This window comes from Pseudomonas sp. PSPC3-2, from assembly GCF_049897085.1.
Lineage (GTDB): Bacteria > Pseudomonadota > Gammaproteobacteria > Pseudomonadales > Pseudomonadaceae > Aquipseudomonas > Aquipseudomonas paraveronii.
In genome coordinates this window covers 202622-225175 of record NZ_JAFCVO010000005.1, presented here as the reverse complement: position 1 = coordinate 225175, position 22554 = coordinate 202622, and the positions used below count along the sequence as shown (strand labels likewise).

The 22554-nt window shown below is 61.9% G+C and carries 17 protein-coding genes; 4 read left to right on the top strand and 13 right to left on the bottom strand.

Going from position 1 to position 22554, the window contains the following annotated elements; translation table 11 throughout:
* Nucleotides 1-69: 69 nt before the first annotated feature.
* From hflC to ACP7CJ_RS11090, 9 genes are all read right to left on the bottom strand, one after another.
* Entirely contained in the window at nt 70-951 is an 882-nt protein-coding gene (hflC, locus tag ACP7CJ_RS11130) for a protease modulator HflC (protein WP_276196261.1), read from the bottom strand.
* The gene (hflK, locus tag ACP7CJ_RS11125) at nt 948-1982 is read right to left on the bottom strand and encodes an FtsH protease activity modulator HflK (RefSeq protein ID WP_426100377.1); all 1035 of its coding nucleotides are present in this window, start codon (nt 1980-1982) and stop codon (nt 948-950) included. Before hflK ends, hflC begins: the two co-directional genes overlap by 4 nt.
* Before the next feature lie 735 nt (nt 1983-2717).
* Nucleotides 2718-3434: an ABC transporter ATP-binding protein gene (locus tag ACP7CJ_RS11120; RefSeq protein ID WP_276196258.1), complete on the bottom strand. Its 717-nt coding sequence runs from the start codon at nt 3432-3434 to the stop codon at nt 2718-2720.
* Nucleotides 3431-4306: an ABC transporter ATP-binding protein gene (locus ACP7CJ_RS11115; RefSeq protein ID WP_247397735.1), complete on the bottom strand. Its 876-nt coding sequence runs from the start codon at nt 4304-4306 to the stop codon at nt 3431-3433. Before ACP7CJ_RS11115 ends, ACP7CJ_RS11120 begins: the two co-directional genes overlap by 4 nt.
* Complete coding sequence (gene livM, locus ACP7CJ_RS11110; protein ID WP_276196256.1) at nt 4303-5580, bottom strand: high-affinity branched-chain amino acid ABC transporter permease LivM; 1278 nt, start codon at nt 5578-5580, stop codon at nt 4303-4305. Before livM ends, ACP7CJ_RS11115 begins: the two co-directional genes overlap by 4 nt.
* Nucleotides 5581-5582: 2 nt before the next feature.
* A complete protein-coding gene (locus ACP7CJ_RS11105; protein WP_048727385.1) occupies nt 5583-6497 on the bottom strand; it encodes an ABC transporter permease subunit in 915 nt (304 codons plus the stop codon).
* Between the two features lie 183 nt (nt 6498-6680).
* On the bottom strand, nt 6681-7817 hold the full coding sequence (locus ACP7CJ_RS11100) for a branched-chain amino acid ABC transporter substrate-binding protein (RefSeq protein ID WP_426100379.1): 1137 nt from the start codon (nt 7815-7817) through the stop codon (nt 6681-6683).
* 386 nt (nt 7818-8203) lie between these two features.
* Nucleotides 8204-9487 carry an L-pipecolate oxidase gene (locus tag ACP7CJ_RS11095; protein WP_276196252.1) on the bottom strand — a complete coding sequence of 428 codons (1284 nt, stop codon included), beginning with the start codon at nt 9485-9487 and terminating at the stop codon, nt 8204-8206.
* Nucleotides 9488-9657: 170 nt separating this feature from the next.
* Nucleotides 9658-11148: an L-piperidine-6-carboxylate dehydrogenase gene (locus ACP7CJ_RS11090; RefSeq protein ID WP_276196251.1), complete on the bottom strand. Its 1491-nt coding sequence runs from the start codon at nt 11146-11148 to the stop codon at nt 9658-9660.
* Nucleotides 11149-11302: 154 nt separating this feature from the next.
* On the opposite strand from ACP7CJ_RS11090, the gene ACP7CJ_RS11085 reads away from it, so the two are divergent.
* From ACP7CJ_RS11085 to nadE, 3 genes are all read left to right on the top strand, one after another.
* Nucleotides 11303-12190 carry a LysR family transcriptional regulator gene (locus tag ACP7CJ_RS11085; RefSeq protein WP_426100381.1) on the top strand — a complete coding sequence of 296 codons (888 nt, stop codon included), beginning with the start codon at nt 11303-11305 and terminating at the stop codon, nt 12188-12190.
* A gap of 196 nt (nt 12191-12386) precedes the next feature.
* A complete protein-coding gene (gene pncB / locus ACP7CJ_RS11080; protein WP_276196249.1) occupies nt 12387-13601 on the top strand; it encodes a nicotinate phosphoribosyltransferase in 1215 nt (404 codons plus the stop codon).
* A 3-nt stretch (nt 13602-13604) separates the two neighbouring features.
* Nucleotides 13605-14432 carry an ammonia-dependent NAD(+) synthetase gene (nadE, locus tag ACP7CJ_RS11075; protein ID WP_426100383.1) on the top strand — a complete coding sequence of 276 codons (828 nt, stop codon included), beginning with the start codon at nt 13605-13607 and terminating at the stop codon, nt 14430-14432.
* Between the two features lie 135 nt (nt 14433-14567).
* Here the strand turns inward: nadE and azu are convergent, their stop codons facing one another.
* Nucleotides 14568-15014 (bottom strand): azurin, encoded by a 447-nt coding sequence (gene azu, locus ACP7CJ_RS11070; RefSeq protein ID WP_276196245.1) that lies wholly within the window; start codon nt 15012-15014, stop codon nt 14568-14570.
* A gap of 333 nt (nt 15015-15347) precedes the next feature.
* Here azu and ACP7CJ_RS11065 point away from each other — a divergent pair, with 333 nt between their 5' ends.
* Nucleotides 15348-15536: a hypothetical protein gene (locus tag ACP7CJ_RS11065; RefSeq protein WP_276196243.1), complete on the top strand. Its 189-nt coding sequence runs from the start codon at nt 15348-15350 to the stop codon at nt 15534-15536.
* Nucleotides 15537-15583: 47 nt separating this feature from the next.
* Here ACP7CJ_RS11065 and ACP7CJ_RS11060 read toward each other — a convergent pair whose 3' ends face one another.
* The 3 genes from ACP7CJ_RS11060 to ACP7CJ_RS11050 form a co-directional block, all read right to left on the bottom strand.
* Nucleotides 15584-16474 carry a transglutaminase family protein gene (locus tag ACP7CJ_RS11060; RefSeq protein ID WP_247405602.1) on the bottom strand — a complete coding sequence of 297 codons (891 nt, stop codon included), beginning with the start codon at nt 16472-16474 and terminating at the stop codon, nt 15584-15586.
* Nucleotides 16474-18960, bottom strand: a complete 2487-nt coding sequence (locus ACP7CJ_RS11055; protein ID WP_426100385.1) for a circularly permuted type 2 ATP-grasp protein — start codon at nt 18958-18960, stop codon at nt 16474-16476. Before ACP7CJ_RS11055 ends, ACP7CJ_RS11060 begins: the two co-directional genes overlap by 1 nt.
* A 176-nt stretch (nt 18961-19136) precedes the next feature.
* Entirely contained in the window at nt 19137-22427 is a 3291-nt protein-coding gene (locus ACP7CJ_RS11050) for a DUF2126 domain-containing protein (RefSeq protein ID WP_426100387.1), read from the bottom strand.
* Nucleotides 22428-22554 lie beyond the last annotated feature (127 nt).

Below are 22554 nucleotides of genomic sequence, written 5' to 3'. Positions count from 1 at the left end.
ACCGCTGAGCCCGACGCCCTATGAGGCGCCGGCACAACGCCTTGCTGTCAGCGGGAACGCGAAGGGCCGTCATTTCCCACTGACAGCCGCAGGCCCGGTTTGAAACTGTTTGAGGAATTCCGCGGAGGGCGTCAACACCAGCATCGGCTGGCTCTCGGCCAAGGTCTGGCGGTAGGTTTGCAACGAACGATACAACTTGTAGAACGCCGGGTCCTTGCTGAAGGCCAGCGATAAAATCTGGTTGGCATCGGCGTCCGCTTCACCATGGGTGATCGCCGCCTGGCGCTGGACTTCAGACAGCAACACAGTACGGTCGCGGTCGGCCTTGGCCTGGATCTGCTGCGCCCACTCGAAGCCCTGGGCACGCAATTCCTTGGCTTCGCGCTGGCGCTCGGACTTCATGCGATCGTAAATAGCCTGGCTGGCTTCGAACGGCAAATCCGCGCGGTGCAGGCGCACTTCGGTGACCTCAATCCCCAGGGACCGGGCTTTGTCGGCGACGTCTTTCTCGATGATGGCCACTTCGTCCCGACGTGCCGGTGACAATAACGAACGCAGGGCAACCTCACCCAACTCCCGGCGCACCGAGGAACTGACCATCTGCGTCAACTGCGCGTTGGCTTGATCAAGGGTGCCCACCGCCTGGTAGAACCGCAGAGGGTCGCTGATACGAAAACGCGTGAAGGTCTCCACTTCAATACGCTTCTGGTCGCCCAGAATCACCTGCTCGGCGGGAGACAATAAGGTTTGCAGGCGGCTGTCATAGAACACCACCGAATCACTGAACGGCACCTTGAATTTCAGCCCCGGCTCGCCGGCCACGCCCATCGGCGCACCAAAGCGGATAATCAGCGCCTGCTGCGACTCATCCACCACGTAGGCCGAAGACGCCAGCGCCCAGAGCGCCACCGCCGCGAGGGCCGCAGCCAACCACTTGAGTTTGCCGATCATGGTCGGGTGTCCTTCTGCACGGGTTTGCCCTGCTCGCTCAGCGGCATATAAGGCACCACGCCAGACATGCCTTTACCTGAAGAATCGATGATGACCTTGGACGCCTTCTTCAAGACTTCGTCCATGCTCTCCATGTACAAGCGCCAGGCGGTCACCTCCTTGGATTGAACGTAGCTGTTGTAGACCGACAGAAAGCGCTTGGCCTCACCGTCAGCCAGGTTGCCCACCTGGGCCTTGTAGGCTTCGGCGTCTTGGGTGATGCGCGCCGCATCGCCACGGGCCCGTGGGATCACATCGTTGGCGTAGGCTTCGGCTTCGTTGCGGGCACGCTCCTGGTCGGCACGGGCGCGTTGCACATCGTTGAACGCATCGATCACCTGGGGCGGCGGATCGACCCGCTGCAATTGCACCTGCGTGATCAGGATTCCGGCTTGTTCGTGGTCCAGCAGTTGCTGGAGCAGGTCGCGGGTTTCATCGGCAATCTGCGCCCGCTTGTCGGACATCACCGACTGGATCGGCGTGCGCCCGATGACTTCCCGCAGGGCGCTCTCGGCGGCCAATTTCACCGAGCGCTCAGGGTCGCTGATCTTGAACAGGTAGAAACGCGCATCTTTGATACGCCAGAACACCGTGCAATCGGCTTCGACGATATTCTCGTCGCCAGTCAGCATCTGCTTGTCCCGAGCGCCGTTACCGGCGGAGCTCAAGCCACTGGCGCCGCTGCCCAATTGCAGTTGGTTGACCTGAGTGATCCGGGGCAGCAGGACGGTTTCGATCGGATAGGGCAAGTGGTAGTGCAACCCCGATTCGGCGGTCTGCTGCCATCGGCCAAAGCGCAGCACAATGCCTTGCTCGTCGGGCTGCACCTTGTAGATGCCCGAACTGAGCCAGGCCAGCAGCAACAGCCCGCCGATCAAGACAAAACCGCGCCCGCGCAGATCCAGCAAGGCCAGGTTATAGCGGATTCGCTCGCGCAGCCGCAGCGTCGGGCTGCCAGGCGCCACAGGAACAGAGGCGGGGCTATCGGTCATGCAGTTACTCCAGTCGTCAAACCACAGACGCCCCTATAGGGGCATGGCGCAGATTACCCGGCGCCATGCCCCTCATCGGGAGGGTTGGGCCAAGGCCGTTGTACAAAAAACACCCAGCGGCGCCCAAGCCTTGCTGGCCGTACCTCACAGCCAGCTACGCGCACCTTATCCACAGGGCGGTCCACAGTCTTTGGGGGCAAGTCGAAAACTGCTCAAGCCGCTATCTACAAGGCCTGCAGCACGTCCATGGAAGTTTTTTGCTTGACCCGCTCCCTGCGCTTATGTAGCCCTTCCTCCATCCTGGACATTAGAGCAGCGTAACGGGATGGCTCCAAGCCAGTAATTACGCCGCCTGCCGGAGTCTTTCCAGAGTTTAGTCACAGACTTATCCACAGGCTGGAACGACGTGCTTTGGTCATATTGCTGTTTCGATAAACAGGTTGACAAAACCTTCGACAGGTTACGAAAAACGCCCTGCTCAAAAACCGATCAACCCTCTGTAGCCCACGTAATCAAAGGCCTGCAGCCAGCTACTCCCACGTTACCCACAGGCCGTTCCACAGCAATCGGGGACAAGTCAAAATCATGACAAAACAAGTGTTTGCAGCGTCTTTATGCCGCGCGACAACAAGTCCCAAAATTGTTTTCCACAATTTCGAGATTAGGCGCCCGGCATAAAAAAACGCCCTGACTTGGAGCAAGTCAGGGCGTCTTTTCATGTGGGCCGCGTGTTTTTTAATGTCCGCCCAGATAAGCGTTACGCACCTCTTCATTCACCAGCAGTTCCTTACCGGTGCCTGTCAGGCGAATCTCGCCGTTGACCATCACATACGCCCGGTCTGACAGACGCAGCGCGTGGTTGGCGTTCTGCTCCACCAGGAAGATGGTCATCCCGGTGGCCGCCAACTCGCGCAGGGTCGCGAAGATCTGCTTCACCACAATCGGCGCCAGGCCCAGGCTCGGTTCGTCCAGCAGCAGCAACTTGGGCCGGCTCATCAGTGCGCGGGCGATGGCGAGCATTTGCTGTTCGCCACCGGACATGGTCATCGCCCGCTGGTTACGCCGCTCCTTGAGCCGTGGGAACAGCTCGAACATGCGCTGCATGTCTTCCTGAGCGAACTTGTCGCCGATGGGGATGGTGCCCATCAGCAGGTTTTCCTCGACGGTCATGTCGGGGAACACCCGCCGCCCTTCCGGCGACTGCGCGATGCCGTTGGACGCGATGTAGTGGGACGACTTTTGGGTGATGTCGACGCCGTTGTAGATGATCTGCCCCGACTCCGCCCGTGGCTGGCCGAAGATCGACATCAGCAGCGTGGATTTACCCGCGCCGTTGGAGCCGATCAGGCTGACGGTTTCGCCTTCGTTGATGTGCAGCGAGACTTTCTTCAGGGCCTGGATCGGCCCGTAGAACACGTCCAGGTCCTTGATTTCGAGGATAGGCCCGTTCATACAAGCTCCTCCTCATCGGCGCCGAGGTAGGCGGCAATCACTTTCGGGTCGTTGCGGATCGCGTCCGGCCCGCCCTCGGCAATCACGTTGCCGTGGTCGAGGACCACGATGTGGTCGGAAATACTCATCACCATGCCCATGTCGTGTTCGATCAGCACCACCGTGAGGTCGTGTTCGTCGCGCAGCAGGCGAATCATCGCGCTGAGGGCTTCGGTTTCCTGGGGGTTGAGGCCCGCTGCCGGTTCGTCGAGGCAGATGATCTGCGGCCGCGTACACATGGCGCGGGCAATTTCCAGGCGGCGCTGTTGGCCGTAGGAGAGTTCGCCGGCCAGGCGGTTGGCGCAGTCCACCAGGTCGACCACTTCCAGCCAGTAGAACGCGTGGTCGAGGGCGTCGCTTTCAGCCTTGCGGTAGCCCTTGGTGTTGAGGATGCCCGCGAGCATGTTGCGGTTGACCCACATGTGCTGGGCGACCAGCAGGTTTTCCAGCACCGACATTTCCTTGAACAGGCGAATGTTCTGGAAGGTCCGCGCCAGACCGGCGCGGTTCACCAGGTGGGTGCCGCCGAACATCTTGTAGTACACACGGCTGAAGAAACTTTTCGGCGAGACGAAATCGACGGCCTCGAAGCGTTCGCCGAGCAGTTGGATCACGTTGGTCTTCTGGCCGCGCACGTTGAGCTCAATCTTGCCGCCACTGGCTTTGTAGAAGCCGGTGAGGCAGTTGAACACCGTGGTCTTGCCGGCGCCGTTGGGGCCGATCAGGGCGAAGATCGAGTTGCGTTCGACCTTGAGGCTTACGTCGCTCAAGGCCTTGATGCCACCGAAGTGCATCATCAGATGTTCCACGGACAGGACGACTTCCTTGCTCATGGCGCCACTCCTTTACGTGGGGTCACACCGGTACGGCTGATCCGGATCAGGCCGCGCGGTCGCCAGATCATCATCACCACCATCAATACGCCAAACAGCAGCACGCGGTACTCGGAGAAGCTGCGCAGCAGTTCCGGCGCCACGGTCAAGACGAACGCCGCGATCACCACGCCGACCGTCGAGCCCATGCCGCCCAGTACCACGATGGCCAGGATCAGCGCCGACTCGAAGAAAGTGAACGACGACGGGTTGACGAAGCCCTGGTAGCTGGCAAAGAACACCCCGGCCAGACCGGCGGTGGACGCACCAATGGTGAAGGCCGAGAGCTTGACCAGCACGTGGTTCAGGCCCATGGAACGGCAGGCGATTTCATCTTCGCGCAAGGCTTCCCAGGCGCGGCCGACCGGCATGCGGGTCAGGCGATGCTTGATGTACAGCACGGCCAGCACCACCAGGAACAGCACGATGTAGATGAACATGAACTTGATGTTGGGGTTGTAATCGATGCCGAAGAACTCGTGGAACGGAATCCCGCCATCCTTCGCTTTACGCCCGAACTCCAGGCCGAGGAAGGTCGGCGATGGCACCGGCATACCGTTTGGCCCGCCGGTGAACGACAGCCAGTTGTTCAGCACCAGGCGGATGATTTCGCCAAAACCCAGGGTCACGATTGCCAGGTAATCGCCGTGCATGCGCAACACCGGGAAGCCGAGTAGGCACCCCGCCAGCGCCGCCGCGATGGCCGCCAGCGGCAGCACCGTCCAGAAACCCAGGCCGAGGTATTGATACCCCAGCGCGAGGCCGTAGGCACCGATCGCGTAGAACGCCACGTAACCCAGGTCGAGCAAGCCGGCCAGGCCGACCACGATGTTCAGGCCCAGGCCGAGCAACACGTAGATCAGCCCGAGGATCACCACGGTGAGCAGGTACTTGTTGGCGAAGATCGGGAACACGATGGCGATCACGATCAGCGCCGGGATGATCCAGCGCAGCCGCGACTTGTAGTCCGGCGCCAGCACGTGGACGCCGGAACCGCTGCTCTCGAAGCCCTGCAGAATCTTCACGCCTTTGGGCGTTTGCAGGAACAGGCTGAGGGCGAAGCGACCGGCCATCACGATGGCGACCAGGATCGCCACGCGCGCAGGTTGCAGGTTGAAGCTGTAGCCGTCGAGCACCACGCCGACGATCGGACCGAACACGATCAACGCAATCAGCCCGGCGAGGACCGTATCGACCACACTTTTTTTGATATCAATCGATTTGGCAGCAGACATGTTTACACCTTCGCCACGAGTGGGCGACCAAGCAGGCCCTGGGGACGGAAAATCAGAATCACCACCAACAGGGAGAAACTGAACACATCTTTGTAATCAGAGTTGATCAACCCCGAGAACAGCGACTCCGAAATACCGAGGATGATCCCGCCCAGCATGGCCCCAGGCAGGGAACCGATGCCGCCGAGTACCGCTGCGGTGAAGGCCTTGATGCCGATGATGAAGCCGGCGTAGAAGTCGAACGTGCCGTAGTTGAGGGTGATCAACACGCCGGCCAGGGCCGCCATGGCGGCACCGATGACAAACACGTAGGAGATCACGCGGTCGGTGTTGATGCCCAGGATCGAGGCCATCTTGCGGTCTTGCTGGGTCGCGCGGCACATGCGGCCGAGCTTGGTGTACTTGATGATGTAGGTCAGCAAGGCCATGCCGGCGAAGGCAGCGACCAGGATGAAGACCTTGGTGTACGTCAACTGGACGAACCCGGTGCCGATATCGACGCGCCAAGCGCCGGCCAGCAGGGTAGGAATGCCTTGTTGCTTGGCGCCCTGGGCGATCTGCGCGTAGTTCTGCAGGATCAGGGAGATCCCGATGGCGCTGATCAGCGGTGCCAGTCGGGTGGAGTTACGCAGCGGTTTGTAGGCGACCCGTTCGATGACCCAACCGTAAACGCCGGTAACGACGACGGTGAAGACCAGAGTGCCGAGAATGAGCAGCGGGAAGGATTCGATGCCGAAGTAAGCCAGCAGTGCCAGACTGATCGCCGCGAGGTAAGCGGAAATCATATAAACCTCGCCATGGGCGAAGTTGATCATGCCAATGATGCCATAGACCATTGTGTAGCCGATGGCGATCAGGCCATAGACCGACCCGAGGGTCAGGCCGTTGACCAGTTGCTGCAGGAAAATACCATCCATAACGCAATCTCACGCGGTGAGAACCTGCACACCGCTAGGTGTGCGGTCCTTCTGGAGGAAAAGACAGATCTCAATAACAACACAGTCCCCCTGTGGGAGGGGGCTTGCCCCCGATGCGGTGGGTCAGTTACACATCTGTTGACTGGCACACCGCTATCGGGAGCAAGCCCCCTCCCACCTGGATTACTTCTGCTTTTCCAACTGGCGGTATTTGCCGTCTTTGTCCCACTGGTAAACCACGTAGTCGGAGATTTTCAGGTCGCCCTTGGCATCCCAGGTTTTTTCACCCATCACGGTTTTTACCGGGTGAGCCTTGAGCCACTTGGCAGCTTCTTCACCCTTGTTGGACTTGGCACCGTTGAAGCCGGCAGCCAGGGCCTGAACCGACGCGTAGGCATACAGGGTGTAGCCTTCTGGCTCGGTGCCGTTTTTACGGAACTCTTCAACCACCGCCTTGCTGTCCGGCAGCAGGCGCGGGTCGGCGCCGAAGGTCATGTACACGCCATCCACATATTGCTTGCCACCGGCGGTCGCCACCAGTTCGTCGGTCACGATGCCGTCGTCGGACATGAACTTCACGTCCTTGAGGCCCGCTTCACGAATCTGACGAACCAGCGGACCGGCTTCCGGGTGCAGGCCGCCGAAGTACACGACGTCGGCGCCCAGGGAGCGGATTTTGGTGACCAGGGCGCTGAAGTCTTTCTCGCCACGGGTCAGGCCTTCTTCCAGCACCGGTTTCACGCCGCGCTTGGTCAACTGGGCAGCGGTGGCGTCGGCCAGGCCTTTGCCGTAGGTGTCCTTGTCGTTGATGACCGCGACTTTCTTGCCCTTGAGCACGTCGACGATGTAGTCGCCGGCCACGATGCCTTGCTGGTCGTCACGTCCGCACATACGGAACATGGCGCCCAGGCCGCGTTCGGTGACCTGTGGGTTGGTGGAGCCCGGGGTGATTGCGATGATGCCGGCTTCGTCGTAGACCTCGGACGCCGGGATGGTGTTGGACGAGCAGAAGTGCCCGACCACGCCGATCACTTTGTCCTGGTCCGCCAGGCGGTTGGCCACAGCCACGGCCTGCTTGGGTTCACAGGCATCGTCGCCGGCAACCAGCTTGATCTGCTCACCGTTGATGCCGCCGGCCTTGTTGATGGCATCGGCTGCCGCCTGGGCGCCCTTCATGTACTGCTCACCGAAAGCGGCGTTGGCGCCCGTCATCGGCCCCGCCACGCCAATCTTCACATCAGCTTGAACAAACGCAGAAAAACCCAGCGCCGCTGCAACGGCGAGGGCCAGAAAACCTTTCTTGTAAAACGTCTGGGACATGAGTGGTGCTCCGAGGTTTTTGTTTATTGGCACTACGTATTCACTGCAAACCTTCAACTAAAACTTTCAGTGAAAGCCCAGAGCAAGCCGCGTGCCATTACTTTTTTATTCTTCAAAAAGACACGGTGTCATTGTTATTGCAGGCGTTTCGGCGCCGTTCGTCAGTACGTGCAACCCTCTAACTTCAATAGGTGCAACCCATGGACCAAAAAAGTACAACCTCCACGGGTCGCACCTGCAACCGGACAGCCAAACGACACTTCCTACAGCTGTAACCATGCACGTAACGGAACTGCACATTTACAGTGCGTGATTGCTACAACTTGCACCAATACAGATGAGTAGCCGGCGAAGAACATGCCGGCTTCTGAGGGCTATTTCGCTGATCAGATCACGATCCGCAAGCATTGGCCTGCGTGATACAGCGAAAATCCGGCTTCATACAGGCAACTGCGCAGGCCCACCCCGGCCAGCGGTTGCATCGGCGCAAACGGAATCGGCAACGCCTGGGGATTCTGGTGACATAAGTAGTCGGCAAAGGCCTTGCCGACCACGCTGCCGGTGGTCACACCGCGGCCGTTGTAGCCGGTCACGGCCACCAGGCCGGGCGCGGGTTCGAACAAGCGCATCAGATGGTCCGGCGTGAACGCGATGCAGCCGGTCCAAGTGCATTCCCACTGCACCGATTTGAGGTACGGAAAGTAGTGCTGCTGCACCCGATCGGCCCACGCCTTGAGGAACCACGCCGGTTTCTGGTTGCCGTTGCCCAGGCTGCCGAGCAACAGGCGGCCATCGGCATCGCGGCGGATGCTGCTGAGCACCTGGCGTGTGTCCCAGGAACCCTGGCCGCCGGGGAGGATGTGTTTGGCCGCGTCGTCGGTCAGCGGCGCGGAGGCGACCTGGTAGTAATAGCCAGGGAAGAAATTGCGCCGCAGCGCAGTCCATTCGCCTTCGGTGTAGGCATTGGAGGCGATCACCACTTGTGCAGCCTGCACCGCACCGTTCGCGGTCTGCACCGACCAATTCGCACCTTGGCGTTCCAACTGCGTGACGGGGGAATGGTCGAAAAGCTGCCCGCCCAACCCCACGGCCGCGTTGGCCAGACCGCTGGTATAGGCCATCGGGTTCAAGGTGCCGGCACGTCTATCCAGCAACGCAGCGGCGATTTTTTTAGTCCCGGTGGCTTGCTCGCAGGCCGCGCCGGTGAGCAATTCAACCGGCGCCCCACGGCGCTGCCATTGTTCTTCACGACTGCGCAAATCCGCCTCGCCCCGGGCGTTGTGCGCCATGTGCAAAGTGCCCTCGCGGCGCAATTGGCAATCGATGTTGTATTTGTCGACCAGGCTGAACACCAACGACGGCGCCGCGCCCAGCATGCGGTTGAGCTGGCTGCCCACCGCCTCGCCGAAACCGGCTTCGATCTCGTCCGGGGGAATCCACAGCCCGGCGTTGACCAGCCCGACATTGCGCCCCGACCCGCCATGGCCGGTGCGATGGGCTTCGAGCACGGCGACAGTTTTACCCTGTTCCAGCAAGTGAATGGCCGCCGACAAACCGGTAATCCCGGCGCCGATCACGCACACATCCACCGTCACTTCACCCTTGAGCGCGGCGCGATCCGGCCGGCCAGGGGTGAGTTGTTCCCACAAACATGTTTCGCGCAGTGCCATTGCCAGACTCCGATGAGACCTAACAAACATCTATTCCAAACTGCAAATGAGGTCAAATGCGGGAGGGGCTTGCTCCCGATGGCAGTGGATCAGCTTTACATCTGTTGACTGACACACCGCCATCGGGGGCAAGCCCCCTCCCACCTTTTTAACCGTGTTTCGACAGGTAATCAGTCGAAGGTGATGCCCTGGGCCAGCGGCAGTTCCAGCGAGTAGTTCACGGTGTTGGTCTGGCGACGCATGTACCCACGCCACGCATCCGAACCCGACTCACGCCCGCCGCCCGTTTCTTTCTCACCGCCAAACGCGCCGCCGATTTCTGCGCCGCTCGGGCCGATGTTGACGTTGGCAATGCCGCAGTCGCTGCCCACCGCCGACATGAACTGCTCGGCTTCGCGCACATCGGTGGTGAAGATGCACGACGACAGGCCTTGCGGCACGGCGTTGTTCAGGCGCAGGGCTTCGGCGAAGTCGCTGTAGCCAACCACGTACAGGATCGGCGCGAAGGTTTCAGTGCAGACCACGTCGCTTTGCTCCGGCATTTCCACAATCGCCGGCGACACGTAGTAGGCATTCGGGAATTTGTCTTCCAACTGGCGCTTGCCGCCGAACACCTTGCCGCCTTCGCTCAGGGCTTGCTCCAGGGCGTCCTGCATGCTGTCGAAGCCGTGCTTGTCGATCAGCGGGCCGATCAGGTTGCCTTCCAGCGGGTGGCCGATGCGCACCTTGGAATAGGCGGCCTTGAGGCGGGTGACGATTTCTTCCTTGACCGATTCATGCGCGATCAGCCGGCGCAGCGTGGTGCAGCGCTGCCCAGCGGTGCCGACGGCGCTGAACAGGATGGCGCGCACGGCCATGTCCAGGTCGGCGCTTGGGCCGAGGATCATCGCGTTGTTGCCGCCCAGTTCGAGAATGCTGCGGGCAAACCGCGCGGCGACTTTCGGCGCCACTTCACGGCCCATGCGGGTGCTGCCGGTGGCGCTGATCAGCGCGACACGCGGGTCATCCACCAGCGCCGCACCGGCCTCGCGGCCGCCGATGATCACTTGGCTCAGGTATTGCGGCGCGTCGTTGAATTTTTTCAGCACGCGCTCGAACAGCGCCTGGCAAGCCAGGGCGGTCAGCGGGGTCTTTTCCGACGGTTTCCAGATCACGGCGTTGCCGCACACCAGGGCCAAGGTGGTGTTCCACGCCCACACCGCCACCGGGAAGTTGAACGCGCTGATCACGCCGACCACGCCCAGCGGGTGCCAGGTTTCACGCATGTGGTGACCGGGGCGCTCAGAGGCGATGGTCAAGCCATACAACTGGCGCGACAGGCCGACGGCGAAGTCGCAGATGTCGATCATTTCCTGCACTTCACCCAGGCCTTCCTGGGTGATCTTGCCGGCTTCCCAGGAGACCAGTTCGCCCAGGTCGGCCTTGTATTCGCGCAACACGTCGCCGAGCTGGCGCACTAGCTCGCCGCGACGCGGGGCCGGCACTTTGCGCCAGGCCTCGAATGCATGCTCGGCACGACTGACCTGTTGCTCCACCTCGGCGGCACCTTCCCAGTTCACACTGCCGATACGGCTGCCATCGATCGGCGAATGCACGGGTTGTTTCCCCGCTTGGTACAGCGCCGGGTTTACCCCGAGACGATCAAGCAATGCGGCGACCATGGGTCACTCCTTCAATCTACAAACAGAAAAATTGCGCCGCAGCCCGCACGGCGATCCAAGGCTTATTTGTAGCTGCCCCAAGACTTGCCAACAAACGACGATTAGGCGAGATATCATTCCGTTTATTCATGCAAAGAACAAAACGAGGCGTGCCGTGCAGAACAAAAGACATTTGCCCTCGATCACTGCCCTGCAGTGTTTCGAAGCCGCCACCCGCCACCTGAGCTTCACCCGCGCCGCCGAGGAGCTGAACCTTACGCAAAGCGCGGTGAGCAAACAGGTGGCGCAGTTGGAAGAACTGCTGCAGCACCTGCTGTTTCGCCGGGTACGCCGACGCTTGCAAATGACCCCGGCGGGCAATTTGTATTTGGTGGAAGTGCGCAAAATCCTCACGCAGGTGGAGATGTCCACCCATTACCTGCGCTCCTACGGCGGCGAGACCGAAGTATTACGCGTGTCCACGCCCTACACCTTCGGCGCCCGCTGGCTGGTGCCGCGCCTCAAGGGCTGGCGCTTGCGTCACCCGCAGATCCACCTGGACCTGTGCAACGAACAGGAACCGGACGAGCTGCTGCAAGGCAAGGCCGATATGGCGTTCTACTTCGGCCAAGGCTCACGCCCCGGCACCGAGAGCCTGAAACTGTTCAGCGAAGAACTGATCCCCGTGTGTGCCCCGGAAAGCCTGCCCGCGCAGCCATTCACCGACCCCACGCAACTGAGCAACCTGGTGCTGCTGCAAAACGCCTCGCGGCCCCAGGGCTGGCATGACTGGTTCGCCGACCAGGGCTTTCACACCGAGCACAGCTATCACGGGCCGCGCTTCGACACCTTCTATATGTGCATTCGTGCAGCGCAGGTGGGCTGTGGCGTGGCGCTGTTGCCGCGGTTCCTGGTGGAAGAAGAGCTGGCCGACGGTAAGTTGGTGATCCCCTGGCAGCATGCGATGCCGAGCCAGGATGCGTATTACCTGGCGTACCCCGAGCATTCGGCGGAGGTGCCCAAGGTGCGGGAGTTTGTGAAGTGGATGATGGAGCAGGTGTGAACCTGTGTTGTCTGCAGCCCCCTCCCACATTTGAAACGCATTCCAACCTGTGGGAGGGGGCTTGCCCCCGATAGTGCCTGTGGCCTCACTGAAAAAATCACTGGCAAAACCCCACAGGTCTATGCGCCACTAGCCCCCTTCCCTAATTGTGCGTAAAGGTCGGCGCCCGTCGCCGTCCCGTCTGGAGATTCCCGTTATGAGCGAGAGTGTGTTTGCCGATCGAATCGTGCAGAACCTGCTCGACACCGACTTCTACAAGCTGACCATGATGCAGGCGGTGCTGCACAACTACCCCAACGTGGAAGTTGAATGGGAGTTTCGTTGCCGCAACAGTGAAGACCTGCGCCCGTACCTGGCGGAGATCCGCTACCAGATCGAGCGCCTCGCCGAGCTGAGCCTGAGCCCTGACCAACTGGGTTTCCTGGAACGCATCAGCTTCATGAAACCGGACTTTTTGCGTTTCCTCGGCTTGTTCCGCTTCAATCTGCGCTATGTCCACACCGGCATCGAAAACGGCGAGCTGTTTATCCGCCTGCGCGGGCCGTGGCTGCATGTGATCCTGTTTGAAGTGCCGATGCTCGCGATCATCAGCGAAGTGCGTAACCGCTACCGCTACCAGTCCGTGACCCTGGAGCAGGCCCGCGAGCAGTTGTACCGCAAGTTCGACTGGCTGACCGCGAACGCCAGCAGCGACGAGCTCTCCGAGCTGCAGGTGGCGGACTTCGGCACGCGCCGACGCTTCTCCTACCGCGTGCAGGAAGAAGTGGTGAGCGTGCTCAAGCACGATTTCCCCGGCCGGTTTGTCGGCACCAGTAACGTCCACCTGGCCCGCGAGTTCGATATGAAACCGCTGGGCACCATGGCCCATGAATGGATCATGGCCCACCAGCAACTCGGCCCGCGCCTGATCGACAGCCAGATCGCTGCCCTTGATTGCTGGGTCCGCGAATACCGCGGCCTGCTGGGTATCGCCCTGACCGATTGCATCACCACCGATGCCTTCCTCGGCGACTTCGACTTGTACTTCGCCAAGCTGTTCGACGGCCTGCGCCACGACTCCGGCGACCCGGTGCAATGGGCAGAAAAAGCCATCGCCCACTATCACAAGCTGGGCATCGAGCCGATGAGCAAGACCCTGGTGTTCTCCGACAGCCTGACGCTGCCCAAGGCCCTGGAGATATTCCGGGCGCTGCGCGGTCGAATCAATGTGAGCTTTGGCATCGGCACCAACCTGACCTGCGATATTCCAGGTGTGGAACCGATGAGCATTGTGCTTAAAATGACGGCCTGCAATGGCCAGCCCGTCGCGAAGATCTCCGATGAAGCGGGCAAGACCCACTGCACCGACCCGAATTTCGTCGCCTATTTGCGGCACGTTTTCAAAGTACCTGCCCTTTCCAGCAAGGAGTGAATCATGCAAGCCGTACAGCGTGAGATTGCGCAGCAGCTCAAGGTTCAAGCACCGTTCAAAGACCAGGCCGCCCTTGAGTCCGAAATCGCCCGGCGCGTGACCTTTATCCAGGACTGCCTGCGCAATTCAGGGCTCAAGACATTGGTGCTGGGCATCAGCGGTGGCGTCGACTCCCTGACCGCAGGCCTGCTGGCCCAACGCGCCATGCAGGAACTGCGTTCCAGTACCGGCGACGAAGGCTACCGTTTTATCGCCGTGCGCCTACCCTACGAAACCCAGTTCGATGAAATCGACGCCCAGGCCTCGGTGGACTTTATCGAACCGGACGAGCGCCACACCGTGAACATCGGCCCGGCGGTGAAATCCCTGGCCAATGAAGTGGCGGTGTTTGAAGGCAAGGCTGCGGTATCGCGCGATTTTGTGCTGGGCAACACCAAGGCGCGTATGCGCATGGTCGCGCAGTACACCATCGCCGGCGCGGCCAGTGGCCTGGTGATCGGCACCGACCATGCGGCGGAAGCGGTGATGGGCTTTTTCACCAAATTCGGCGATGGCGCCTGCGATCTGGCACCGTTGAGCGGGTTGGTGAAGAATCAGGTGCGGGCGATTGCGCGGCACTTCGGGGCGCCGGAGTCGCTGGTGGAGAAGGTCCCGACCGCCGACCTGGAAGACCTCTCGCCGGGCAAGCCGGACGAGGCGTCACATGGCGTGACCTATGCCGAGATCGATGCGTTCCTGCACGGCGAGCCAGTGCGGGAGGAAGCGTTCAGGATCATCTGCGAGACGTATCGCAAGACCGAGCACAAGCGGGTGATGCCGTTTGCGCCGTGAGGTGAACCAGATAGTTTTGTGTTGATTGTCAGGCAGCCATCGGGGGCAAGTCGAATCGTCGCACCGCCCCTCCCACATTCGAAATGCATTCCAAGTGTGGGAGGGGGCTTGCCCCCGATGAACGATAACGCGGTCTTACTTGACGACCACAGTGCCTTTCATCATCGCAATGTGGCCCGGGAACGAGCAGAAGAACGCATAGTCAGTGCCCGCTTTCAGCTTGGACACATCAAAGCTCACCGAATCTTTCTCGCCAGCACCAATCACCTTGGTGTGGGCGATGATGCGCTCGTCGCCTTCTTTCAGGTAGTTCTTGTCGAGGCCGGCAGCCATGCCGTCGGTCGCAACCGGTTGCATGTCGGCGGCGCTGGCCAGCACCCAGTTATGACCCATGACGTTTTTCGGCAAGCTGCCGGAGTGAGTCAGCTCGACGGTGAACGTCTTGCAGCTCTTGTCGATCACGATTTCCTTGGTGTTGTAGGACATCTGGTCGGTAGAGTCGACGGTGACCTTGCACTCTGCAGCAAGCAACTGGCCACTTGCCAGAGTCAGCAGGGAAACAGCAACGAGTTTGGCAAACATGTGAATCTCCAAGGCAGGGTTTTAAAAGCGCGTATTGCGACAAGCGTGCCTGAGACAGGCAGAAATTCTTATGACCTGAATCAACAGATTGTATACAACTTTAGGCTATCAGACTTATCGACACAATCAACCAGCCAAAGTGCCACAGCCCGCCTATGATCGGTCCATCACCCACTGGAGTACGGATCATGCACCTCAATCATCTATTCAGCGGTCTGTTGGCCGCATACGCCTGCGGTAAGTGAAGGCCAAGCGCGCCGCGAAGCTGCTACCATAGCGACCCAAGGCAGCTGCGCGCCGCCCACCCTCACCTTCGACCCTAGAGGATCGCCCATGGCCAAACCTAATTACTCCTTCGCCAAACGTCAAAGAGACTTGGCCAAGGAACAGAAGAAAGACGAAAAGCTGCAACGCAAGAAAGCCGCTGCAGATGAAGAGGCCGGCGCATTGAACCCGGATGCGGAAGGCGAAGTGACAACCGACGACACCGAAACACCGAAAGACCCGGCGCCAGACGCCTGAGAAACACCGGATTCTGATCATTCCCGCAGCCTGCGCGGGGATGATCTTTACTCCAGCGGCATCACCGTCACCCGCACTTCCGGGTCATGGCTCCCTCCCCCCAGAATCACCCCACGCAACGGCGAAACATCGGAGAAGTCCCGGCCCCAGGCCAGGGTGATGTGCTCCAGTGCCGGCTGCACATTGTTGGTCGGATCAAAGTCCACCCAGCCCAACACCGGGCAATACACCGAAATCCACGCATGGGACGCATCCGCGCCGATCATCCGTGGCTGGCCGGGCGGTGGCTGGGTCAGCAGGTAGCCGCTGATATAGCGCGCCGCCAGGCCCCGTGAGCGCAGGCAGGCGAGCATCAGGTGAGCGAAGTCCTGGCACACGCCGCGTCGGCGCTCGAGCACTTCCACCAGCGGCGTGGCGACTTGGGTGGCTTCGGCATCGAAGGTGAATTCGCCGAAGATTTTTTCCATCAGGGCCTGGGCTCCCAGCAGCAACGGACGGCCAGGAGGGAAACAGCTTTCGGAGAAATCGACGAAGGTTTTCTTCAAATGCACGTAGGGCGATTCGAAACGAAAGCGACAGGCTTCGATCAACGCCGGTGACAGCGGCTGGCTGCTGTAGGTCAGGCTGTCGCGGGTTTGGTCCCAGGCCAACGACTGTTGGAAATCCAGCAGCGGCCGCGCCAGCACTTCCACGGTCAGCCCGGCGTTCACCAACAATTCATCATGGGGCCGCTCGAACGCCAGGCGGGTGATCGGGTTGCCGAACACGTCCAGCTCATCGCGGCGCGACGACGGCAACGGGCTGATATCCAACTGCTGCGAGGTGCAGCGCTGCCAGGCGCATGGCCGTGGCCACAGATGCGCCAACTGCTGGGCCAGGGACACTGGGCTGTCGTAGTGGTAATGGGTATCGTGAAAAATCTGATAGCGCGCACTCATCACACCGACACCGTTCGCTGGCTGACATCATCCACATGGGCAAAATGGCGCAAGGCCAGGCGATCCGACACTTGCCCGCTCTCATCGGCGACCGCTTGCAGCAGGTCGGCCAGGCCGTCCAACGCGGCACGCACGCTGGTCTCGCCAAACAGCGAGTTTTCCAGGCAACCCAGGTCGAACCGCGCAAGGCGCTCGACCAAAGGCGCCAGGCCGGTTTCCCGGGGCACCGCGAAATCATCGTTGAGGCGACGCAAGGTGCGGCTCACCAGCTTCAACTGGAACAGCACGGCGTGGGGGTTCTGCTCATCCAGCAGCAACAAGTCGAGCACCGGGATCAGTTGCGGCACCGCCAGGTAGCGCGAGCGGTAGGTGATGCTGCTGTTGCCCAGTTCCAGCAACCACTCCAGCCCAGCTTGATCGAACACCGCCACGCCACGCAGGAACGCCGCGAGGCTGCTGCTGAGAAACTGCAGGCGCTCGATGCGCCGGCCCATCATCAGAAAGCGCCAGCCTTCGTCGCGGGTCATGTCGTCCAGGGCAAACCCGGACAGCGCCGCCAGGGACATCACCAGGCGGTTGAGGAAGTCCAGCAACTCGCCAAAGTCCGGGGTTTCGCTTTCCAGCTCCAGGGCTTCGCGTTGCAGCTCCACCAGGGCCTGCCAGTTCTCCCGGGACAACTTACCGCGCACCTGGGACGCGGCCCACTGCAAGCGCTGCAGGTTGGCGCGCAGGCTCGACGGCCAGTCGTCGCCGAGCAAGGCCGCGAGCAGGCGCTCGGGCAACTCGCCCTCCTCCGGCAGCAAGTGCAGGCTTTCGCCCAGCTCGACCGCCGCCTGCAACGCCAGCGGATCGTCGCCGTCGACATAGCGCGCTAACACGATGCGCAGCCAGCGCGCGCTGTCATCGCAGCGCTCGCAATAACGGCCAAACCAAAACAGGTTTTCCACCACCCGCGACGGCAGATAAGGGTCGCGGCGTACCAGGTCATGGGCGCCGATCGGCCGCTGCGCGCGCCAGTGCTCGCTGCCGGCTGCGCGTTCGCCGAGCACCCAGGTGTCCTTGCTCGCGCCGCCGCGTTGCATCGAAACGACCTCGGCATCGGCATCGGCTGCCACGCGGGTCAGGCCGCCGGGCAATACCCGGTAACCGTCAGCGCTGGCCACGGCGTAGACGCGCATGCCGATGGCGCGGTGTTGCAGGTGATCCTCGACGGTGTGCCACACCGGCGCCTGGGACAGCTGCGCCAGCTCCTGGGCGACATACGCGTAAGGCCGTGCGCGCATGCGCTCGGCCAGAGCCTGGCGTTGCTCGTCATCCAGGTCGCGACCGAAAATCGGATTAAAACTTTGCGAAGGGAATGCCGGCTTGATCAGCAGCTCGGGCAGTTTCTCCAGGGCTTCGGCAAGCACCGGCGCTTCGCCGCACCACCACGTTGCAATGGACGGCAGGATCAGTTCTTCGCCAAACAAAAACTCGTTGATCTTCGGCAGAAAGCCCAACAGGCCAGGGGACTCCAGCACACCGCTGCCCAGGGCATTGGCCACCAGCACGTTACCTTGGCGCGCGGCGTCGAGCAGGCCGGGCACGCCGAGGGCCGAGTCGGTGCGCAGCTCAAGGGGGTCGCAGAAATCGTCGTCCAGGCGGCGCATGATCGCGTGTACCCGGCGCAGGCCGCTGAGGGTTTTCAGGAACACCGTGCTGTCGCGCACCGTGAGGTCGCCGCCTTCCACCAGCGGGTAGCCAAGCTGGCGGGCGAGGTACAGGTGTTCGAAATAGCTTTCGTTGAAACGCCCGGGCGTGAGCAGCACGATCAATGGCGGTTGCTCATCGCTGGGCGCCTGGCGCGCCAGGGTTTCCTGCAGGGTGCGGAAGAAACCGGTGAGGTGCTGCACCTGCAGGTCGCGGTACAGGTCCGGAAAGGCACGCGACACGATGGTGCGGTTTTCCAGCGCATAACCGGCGCCGGAAGGGGCCTGGGTGCGGTCGGCGGTGACCCACCAGCGGCCATCCGGGGTGCGCGCCAAATCGACGGCGTACAGGTGCAAAAACGCGCCGTCGGGCGGCTGGATGCCCTGGCACGGCCAGAGGAAGTTGTTATGCCCGAACACCAGTTCGGCCGGCAGCAAGCCTTCCTTGATCAAGCGTTGCGGGCCGTAGAGGTCCGCCAGCACCGCGTTGAGCAGCCGCGCACGCTGGGCGATGCCGGCCGACAAGTGCTGCCACTCATCGGCCGCCAGCACGTGGGGCAGCAGGTCCAGTTCCCACGGGCGATCAGCGCCCTTGGGGTCGGCGTAGACGTTGTAGGTCACGCCGTTTTCCTGGATCTGCCGGGTCAGCAACGCCTGGCGCTGGGCCAGTTGCGCGGGGGTGCTGCGTTGCAGGTGGTCGAGCAGGCGCTGCCAATGGGCACGCACCGCGCCGCGATCGTCCAGCAGTTCGTGATAAGTGCCCGCGGTCAGCGGGTAACGGTCGAGCAAGTCGGACATGGAACGCTCGGCAGGGGCAAGGGGGCTCAGATTAACCTAACAAACACTGCAAATCCTTTGTGGGAGGGGGCTTGCTCCCGATTGCGGTGGGTCAGTCAACTCATGTATCGGCTGATTCACCGCAATCGGGAGCAAGTCGAATCGTCGCACCGCCCCTCCCACATTTTGGATTGCATTCAGTCATTTTTATTTGGGAAACGTCGCAGATCCAAGGTCATCGGTAATTCATCGTTCACCACGACGGTCTGCACCGGCAGCTTGCCCGGGCTATGCCCCAAGCGGAAAAACCGCGCCATGCGCCGACTCTCGGCTTCATTGGCGTTCACCGGCAGGCTGTCGTAGTTCCGCCCGCCCGGATGCGCCACATGATACTGGCAACCGCCCAGCGAGCGCTGCATCCAGGTGTCCAGCAGGTCGAACACCAACGGCGCATGCACCTCGATGGTCGGTTGCAGGCAGTTGGCCGGTTGCCAGGCGCGATACCGCACGCCGGCGACGAACTCGCCGATGCGCCCGGTCGGTTGCAGCGGCACCGGGATGCCGTTGCAGGTCAGCAAATAGCGCTGCGGTGGCAGCCCGCTCAACTTCACCTGCAGGCGTTCCAGGGACGAATCCACATAGCGCACCGTGCCGCCGACCGCGCCCTCCTCGCCCAGCACATGCCAGGGCTCCAGGGCCTGGCGCAGTTCCAGTTCGATGCCACTGACGGCGTAGTCGCCGACTTTGGGAAAGCGGAATTCCAGGTGCGCGGCAAACCATTCGGCGCGCAGCGGGTAGCCGGCGGCGTTGAGTTCGACGATCACGTCGGCAAAATCCTGCTCGATGAAGTGCGGCAGCAGGAAGCGGTCATGCAACTCGGTGCCCCAGCGCGCCAGTTTCGGCGGCGCATACGGCTCGCGCCAGAAGCGTGCCACCAGCGCGCGCAGCAGCAATTGCTGGGTCAGGCTCATGCGTGCATGGGGCGGCATTTCAAAGGCGCGCAACTCCAGCAGGCCCAGGCGCCCGGTGGCACCATCGGGGGAGTAGAGCTTGTCGACGCAAAATTCGGCGCGGTGAGTGTTGCCGGTCACGTCGATCAGCAGATTGCGCAACAGCCGGTCCACCAACCACGGCGGGCATTCTTCGCCTGGCGCGGGCATTTGCGCGAAGGCGATTTCCAGCTCATACAGCGCATCGTTACGGGCTTCATCGACCCTGGGCGCCTGGGACGTCGGGCCGATGAACAAGCCGGAAAACAGGTAGGACAACGACGGATGGTTGTGCCAGTAACTGATCAAGCTGCGCAGCAAATCGGGACGCCGCAGGAACGGTGAGTCCTTGGGTGTCGCGCCGCCCAGCACGAAGTGGTTACCGCCGCCGGTGCCGGTGTGGCGCCCGTCGATCATGAACTTTTCGGTGGTCAGGCGGGTTTGCCGCGCCTCTTCGTAGAGGAACTCGGTGCGCTCCACCAACTCGTCCCAGGTGGCGGACGGCTGCACGTTGACCTCGATCACACCTGGGTCAGGCGTGACCCGGAAGTTGCTCAGACGGTAATCCGCCGGCGGCTCGTAGCCTTCCAGCAGCACCGGGCAGTGCAGTTCTTCGGCGGTGGCTTCGATGGCGGCCACCAGCTCCAGGTAGTCCTCGACGCGCTCCAGCGGCGGCATGAACAGATACAGGCGGCCTTCGCGCGCTTCGGCGCACAGCGCGGTGCGGGTCAGCCAGTCGGCGGACTCGTCGATCTTCGGCAGGCGTTCGGCGCTCGGCGCCGGTTCGCCATGGCGTTGCAATTGCGCCGTGCTCGGCAGCTCGGGCAGGTCCTGGTTGGGGTCGGTCGGGTGGACAAACGGGTACTCCGCCGCCGTCACCCAGGGCTGCGAGGCCAGCGGCAGGCGATAACCCAGCGGCGAATCCCCCGGCACCAGTCGGCAATGGTTGTCGCGCAGGTACCAACGCCCACTCTGCCAGCGGTCATTGGCGGCGGTGCGCGCCAGAGGCAGCACTTGGCCGATGACTTTATCCAGGCCCTGGCTGAACACTTTGCGCAGGCGCTCGCGCTCCAGCTCATCGCTCAGACGCGGGTCGAGGGCGGTGACGTTTTGCGGCAGCGCGCCTTCGCGCCACAGGTAGTAGAAGTTGTCCTCAAAGGCCGGGAACACAAACCGCGCCGGCAGTTTCAGGCGCTCGGCAACGCTGGCCAGGAAACGCCCGGCCAACACGCCATCAGCGCCGTAGTCCTGTTGCTCATCGGCGATCAACGCGCTGTTGTGCCAAATCGGCTCGCCGTCGCGACGCCAGTAACAGTTGAGCGACCAGCGCGGCAATTGCTCGCCGGGGTACCACTTGCCCTGGCCGAAATGCACCAGGCCTTTGGGCGCGTAGTGTTTGCGCATGCGCTGGAACAGCTCGGCCGACAGGCGACGCTTGTCCGGCCCCAGGGCAGCGGTGTTCCACTCGGCGCCGTCGGGGTCGTCGATGGAGACGAAGGTCGGCTCGCCGCCCATGGTCAGGCGCACGTCGTCCGCCAGCAGGTCGCCATCGATCTGCCGACCCAGTGCCTGGATCGCCAGCCATTGTTCTTCGCTGTAGGGCTTGGTCACCCGTGGCGCTTCCCAGATGCGCTCTACCGACATCTCGTGGGTGAATTCGCACTCGCACGGCTCCACCAGGCCACTGATCGGCGCGGCAGACGATGGATCGGGACTACAGGCCAACGGAATATGGCCTTCACCGGCGAACAACCCGGAGGTGGCATCCAGGCCGATCCAGCCGGCGCCGGGCAAATACACTTCGCACCAGGCGTGCAGGTCGGTGAAGTCCACCTCGGTGCCGGACGGGCCATCGAGGGCTTTGACGTCGGCGGTGAGTTGGATCAGATAACCGGAGACAAACCGCGCCGCCAGCCCCAGGTTGCGCAGCAATTGCACCAGCAGCCAGGCTGAATCGCGGCACGAGCCGGAGGCGTTTTCCAGGGTGAATTCCGGGGTCTGCACGCCGGGTTCCATGCGGATCAGGTAGCCGATGTCGGCGGCCAGGCGCTGGTTGAGGCCTACAAGGAAATCCACGGCCGGCAGCGGCGTGCGGTCGATACCCGCCAGGTAAGTGGCGAACTTCGGCGTCAGCGGCAAGGTTTCCAGGTACGGCGCCAACTCGCGCTGCTCGTCGGCGGCGTAGCGAAACGGGATTTTTTCCGCGTAGGGCTCAAGGAAAAAGTCGAACGGGTTGAAGACCGCCATCTCGGCGACCAGGTCGACTTCGATACGCAGTTCGTCAGTCTTTTCCGGGAACACCAGGCGCGCCAGGTAATTGCCCTGGGGGTCCTGCTGCCAATTGATGAAATGCTGCTCGGGCAGCACTTTCAGTGCGTAGGACAAAATCCGCGTGCGGCTATGGGCCGCCGGGCGCAAACGCACGATCTGTGGGCCGAGTTCGACAGCGCGGTCGTAGCGGTAATGCGTAACGTGGTGCAACGCGACATGAATCGACACGGCGGCCTCCTGCGAGCCAGGGCATGGACACAACGCGCGCAAGACTTATGCCAGAGCGGCAGTCATTGCGCTTTATCGTAAGACCCGGTGCAGTACAGCACCAAAACGGCGCCAACGTTGGTGCGAT

Excerpts from the sequence above, each read along its gene's own strand:
- livM (WP_276196256.1), bottom strand. The coding sequence starts at position 5,580 with ATGTCTGCTGCCAAATCGATTGATATCAAAAAAAGTGTGGTCGATACG.
- ACP7CJ_RS11100 (WP_426100379.1), bottom strand. The coding sequence starts at position 7,817 with ATGTCCCAGACGTTTTACAAGAAAGGTTTTCTGGCCCTCGCCGTTGCA.
- ACP7CJ_RS11055 (WP_426100385.1), bottom strand. The coding sequence starts at position 18,960 with ATGTCCGACTTGCTCGACCGTTACCCGCTGACCGCGGGCACTTATCAC.
- nadE (WP_426100383.1), top strand. The coding sequence starts at position 13,605 with ATGCAAGCCGTACAGCGTGAGATTGCGCAGCAGCTCAAGGTTCAAGCA.
- azu (WP_276196245.1), bottom strand. The coding sequence starts at position 15,014 with ATGTTTGCCAAACTCGTTGCTGTTTCCCTGCTGACTCTGGCAAGTGGC.
- hflK (WP_426100377.1), bottom strand. The coding sequence starts at position 1,982 with ATGACCGATAGCCCCGCCTCTGTTCCTGTGGCGCCTGGCAGCCCGACG.
- ACP7CJ_RS11105 (WP_048727385.1), bottom strand. The coding sequence starts at position 6,497 with ATGGATGGTATTTTCCTGCAGCAACTGGTCAACGGCCTGACCCTCGGG.
- ACP7CJ_RS11115 (WP_247397735.1), bottom strand. The coding sequence starts at position 4,306 with ATGAGCAAGGAAGTCGTCCTGTCCGTGGAACATCTGATGATGCACTTC.
- hflC (WP_276196261.1), bottom strand. The coding sequence starts at position 951 with ATGATCGGCAAACTCAAGTGGTTGGCTGCGGCCCTCGCGGCGGTGGCG.
- ACP7CJ_RS11060 (WP_247405602.1), bottom strand. The coding sequence starts at position 16,474 with ATGAGTGCGCGCTATCAGATTTTTCACGATACCCATTACCACTACGAC.
- ACP7CJ_RS11090 (WP_276196251.1), bottom strand. The coding sequence starts at position 11,148 with ATGGTCGCCGCATTGCTTGATCGTCTCGGGGTAAACCCGGCGCTGTAC.
- ACP7CJ_RS11095 (WP_276196252.1), bottom strand. The coding sequence starts at position 9,487 with ATGGCACTGCGCGAAACATGTTTGTGGGAACAACTCACCCCTGGCCGG.
- ACP7CJ_RS11065 (WP_276196243.1), top strand. The coding sequence starts at position 15,348 with ATGGCCAAACCTAATTACTCCTTCGCCAAACGTCAAAGAGACTTGGCC.
- pncB (WP_276196249.1), top strand. The coding sequence starts at position 12,387 with ATGAGCGAGAGTGTGTTTGCCGATCGAATCGTGCAGAACCTGCTCGAC.
- ACP7CJ_RS11120 (WP_276196258.1), bottom strand. The coding sequence starts at position 3,434 with ATGAACGGGCCTATCCTCGAAATCAAGGACCTGGACGTGTTCTACGGG.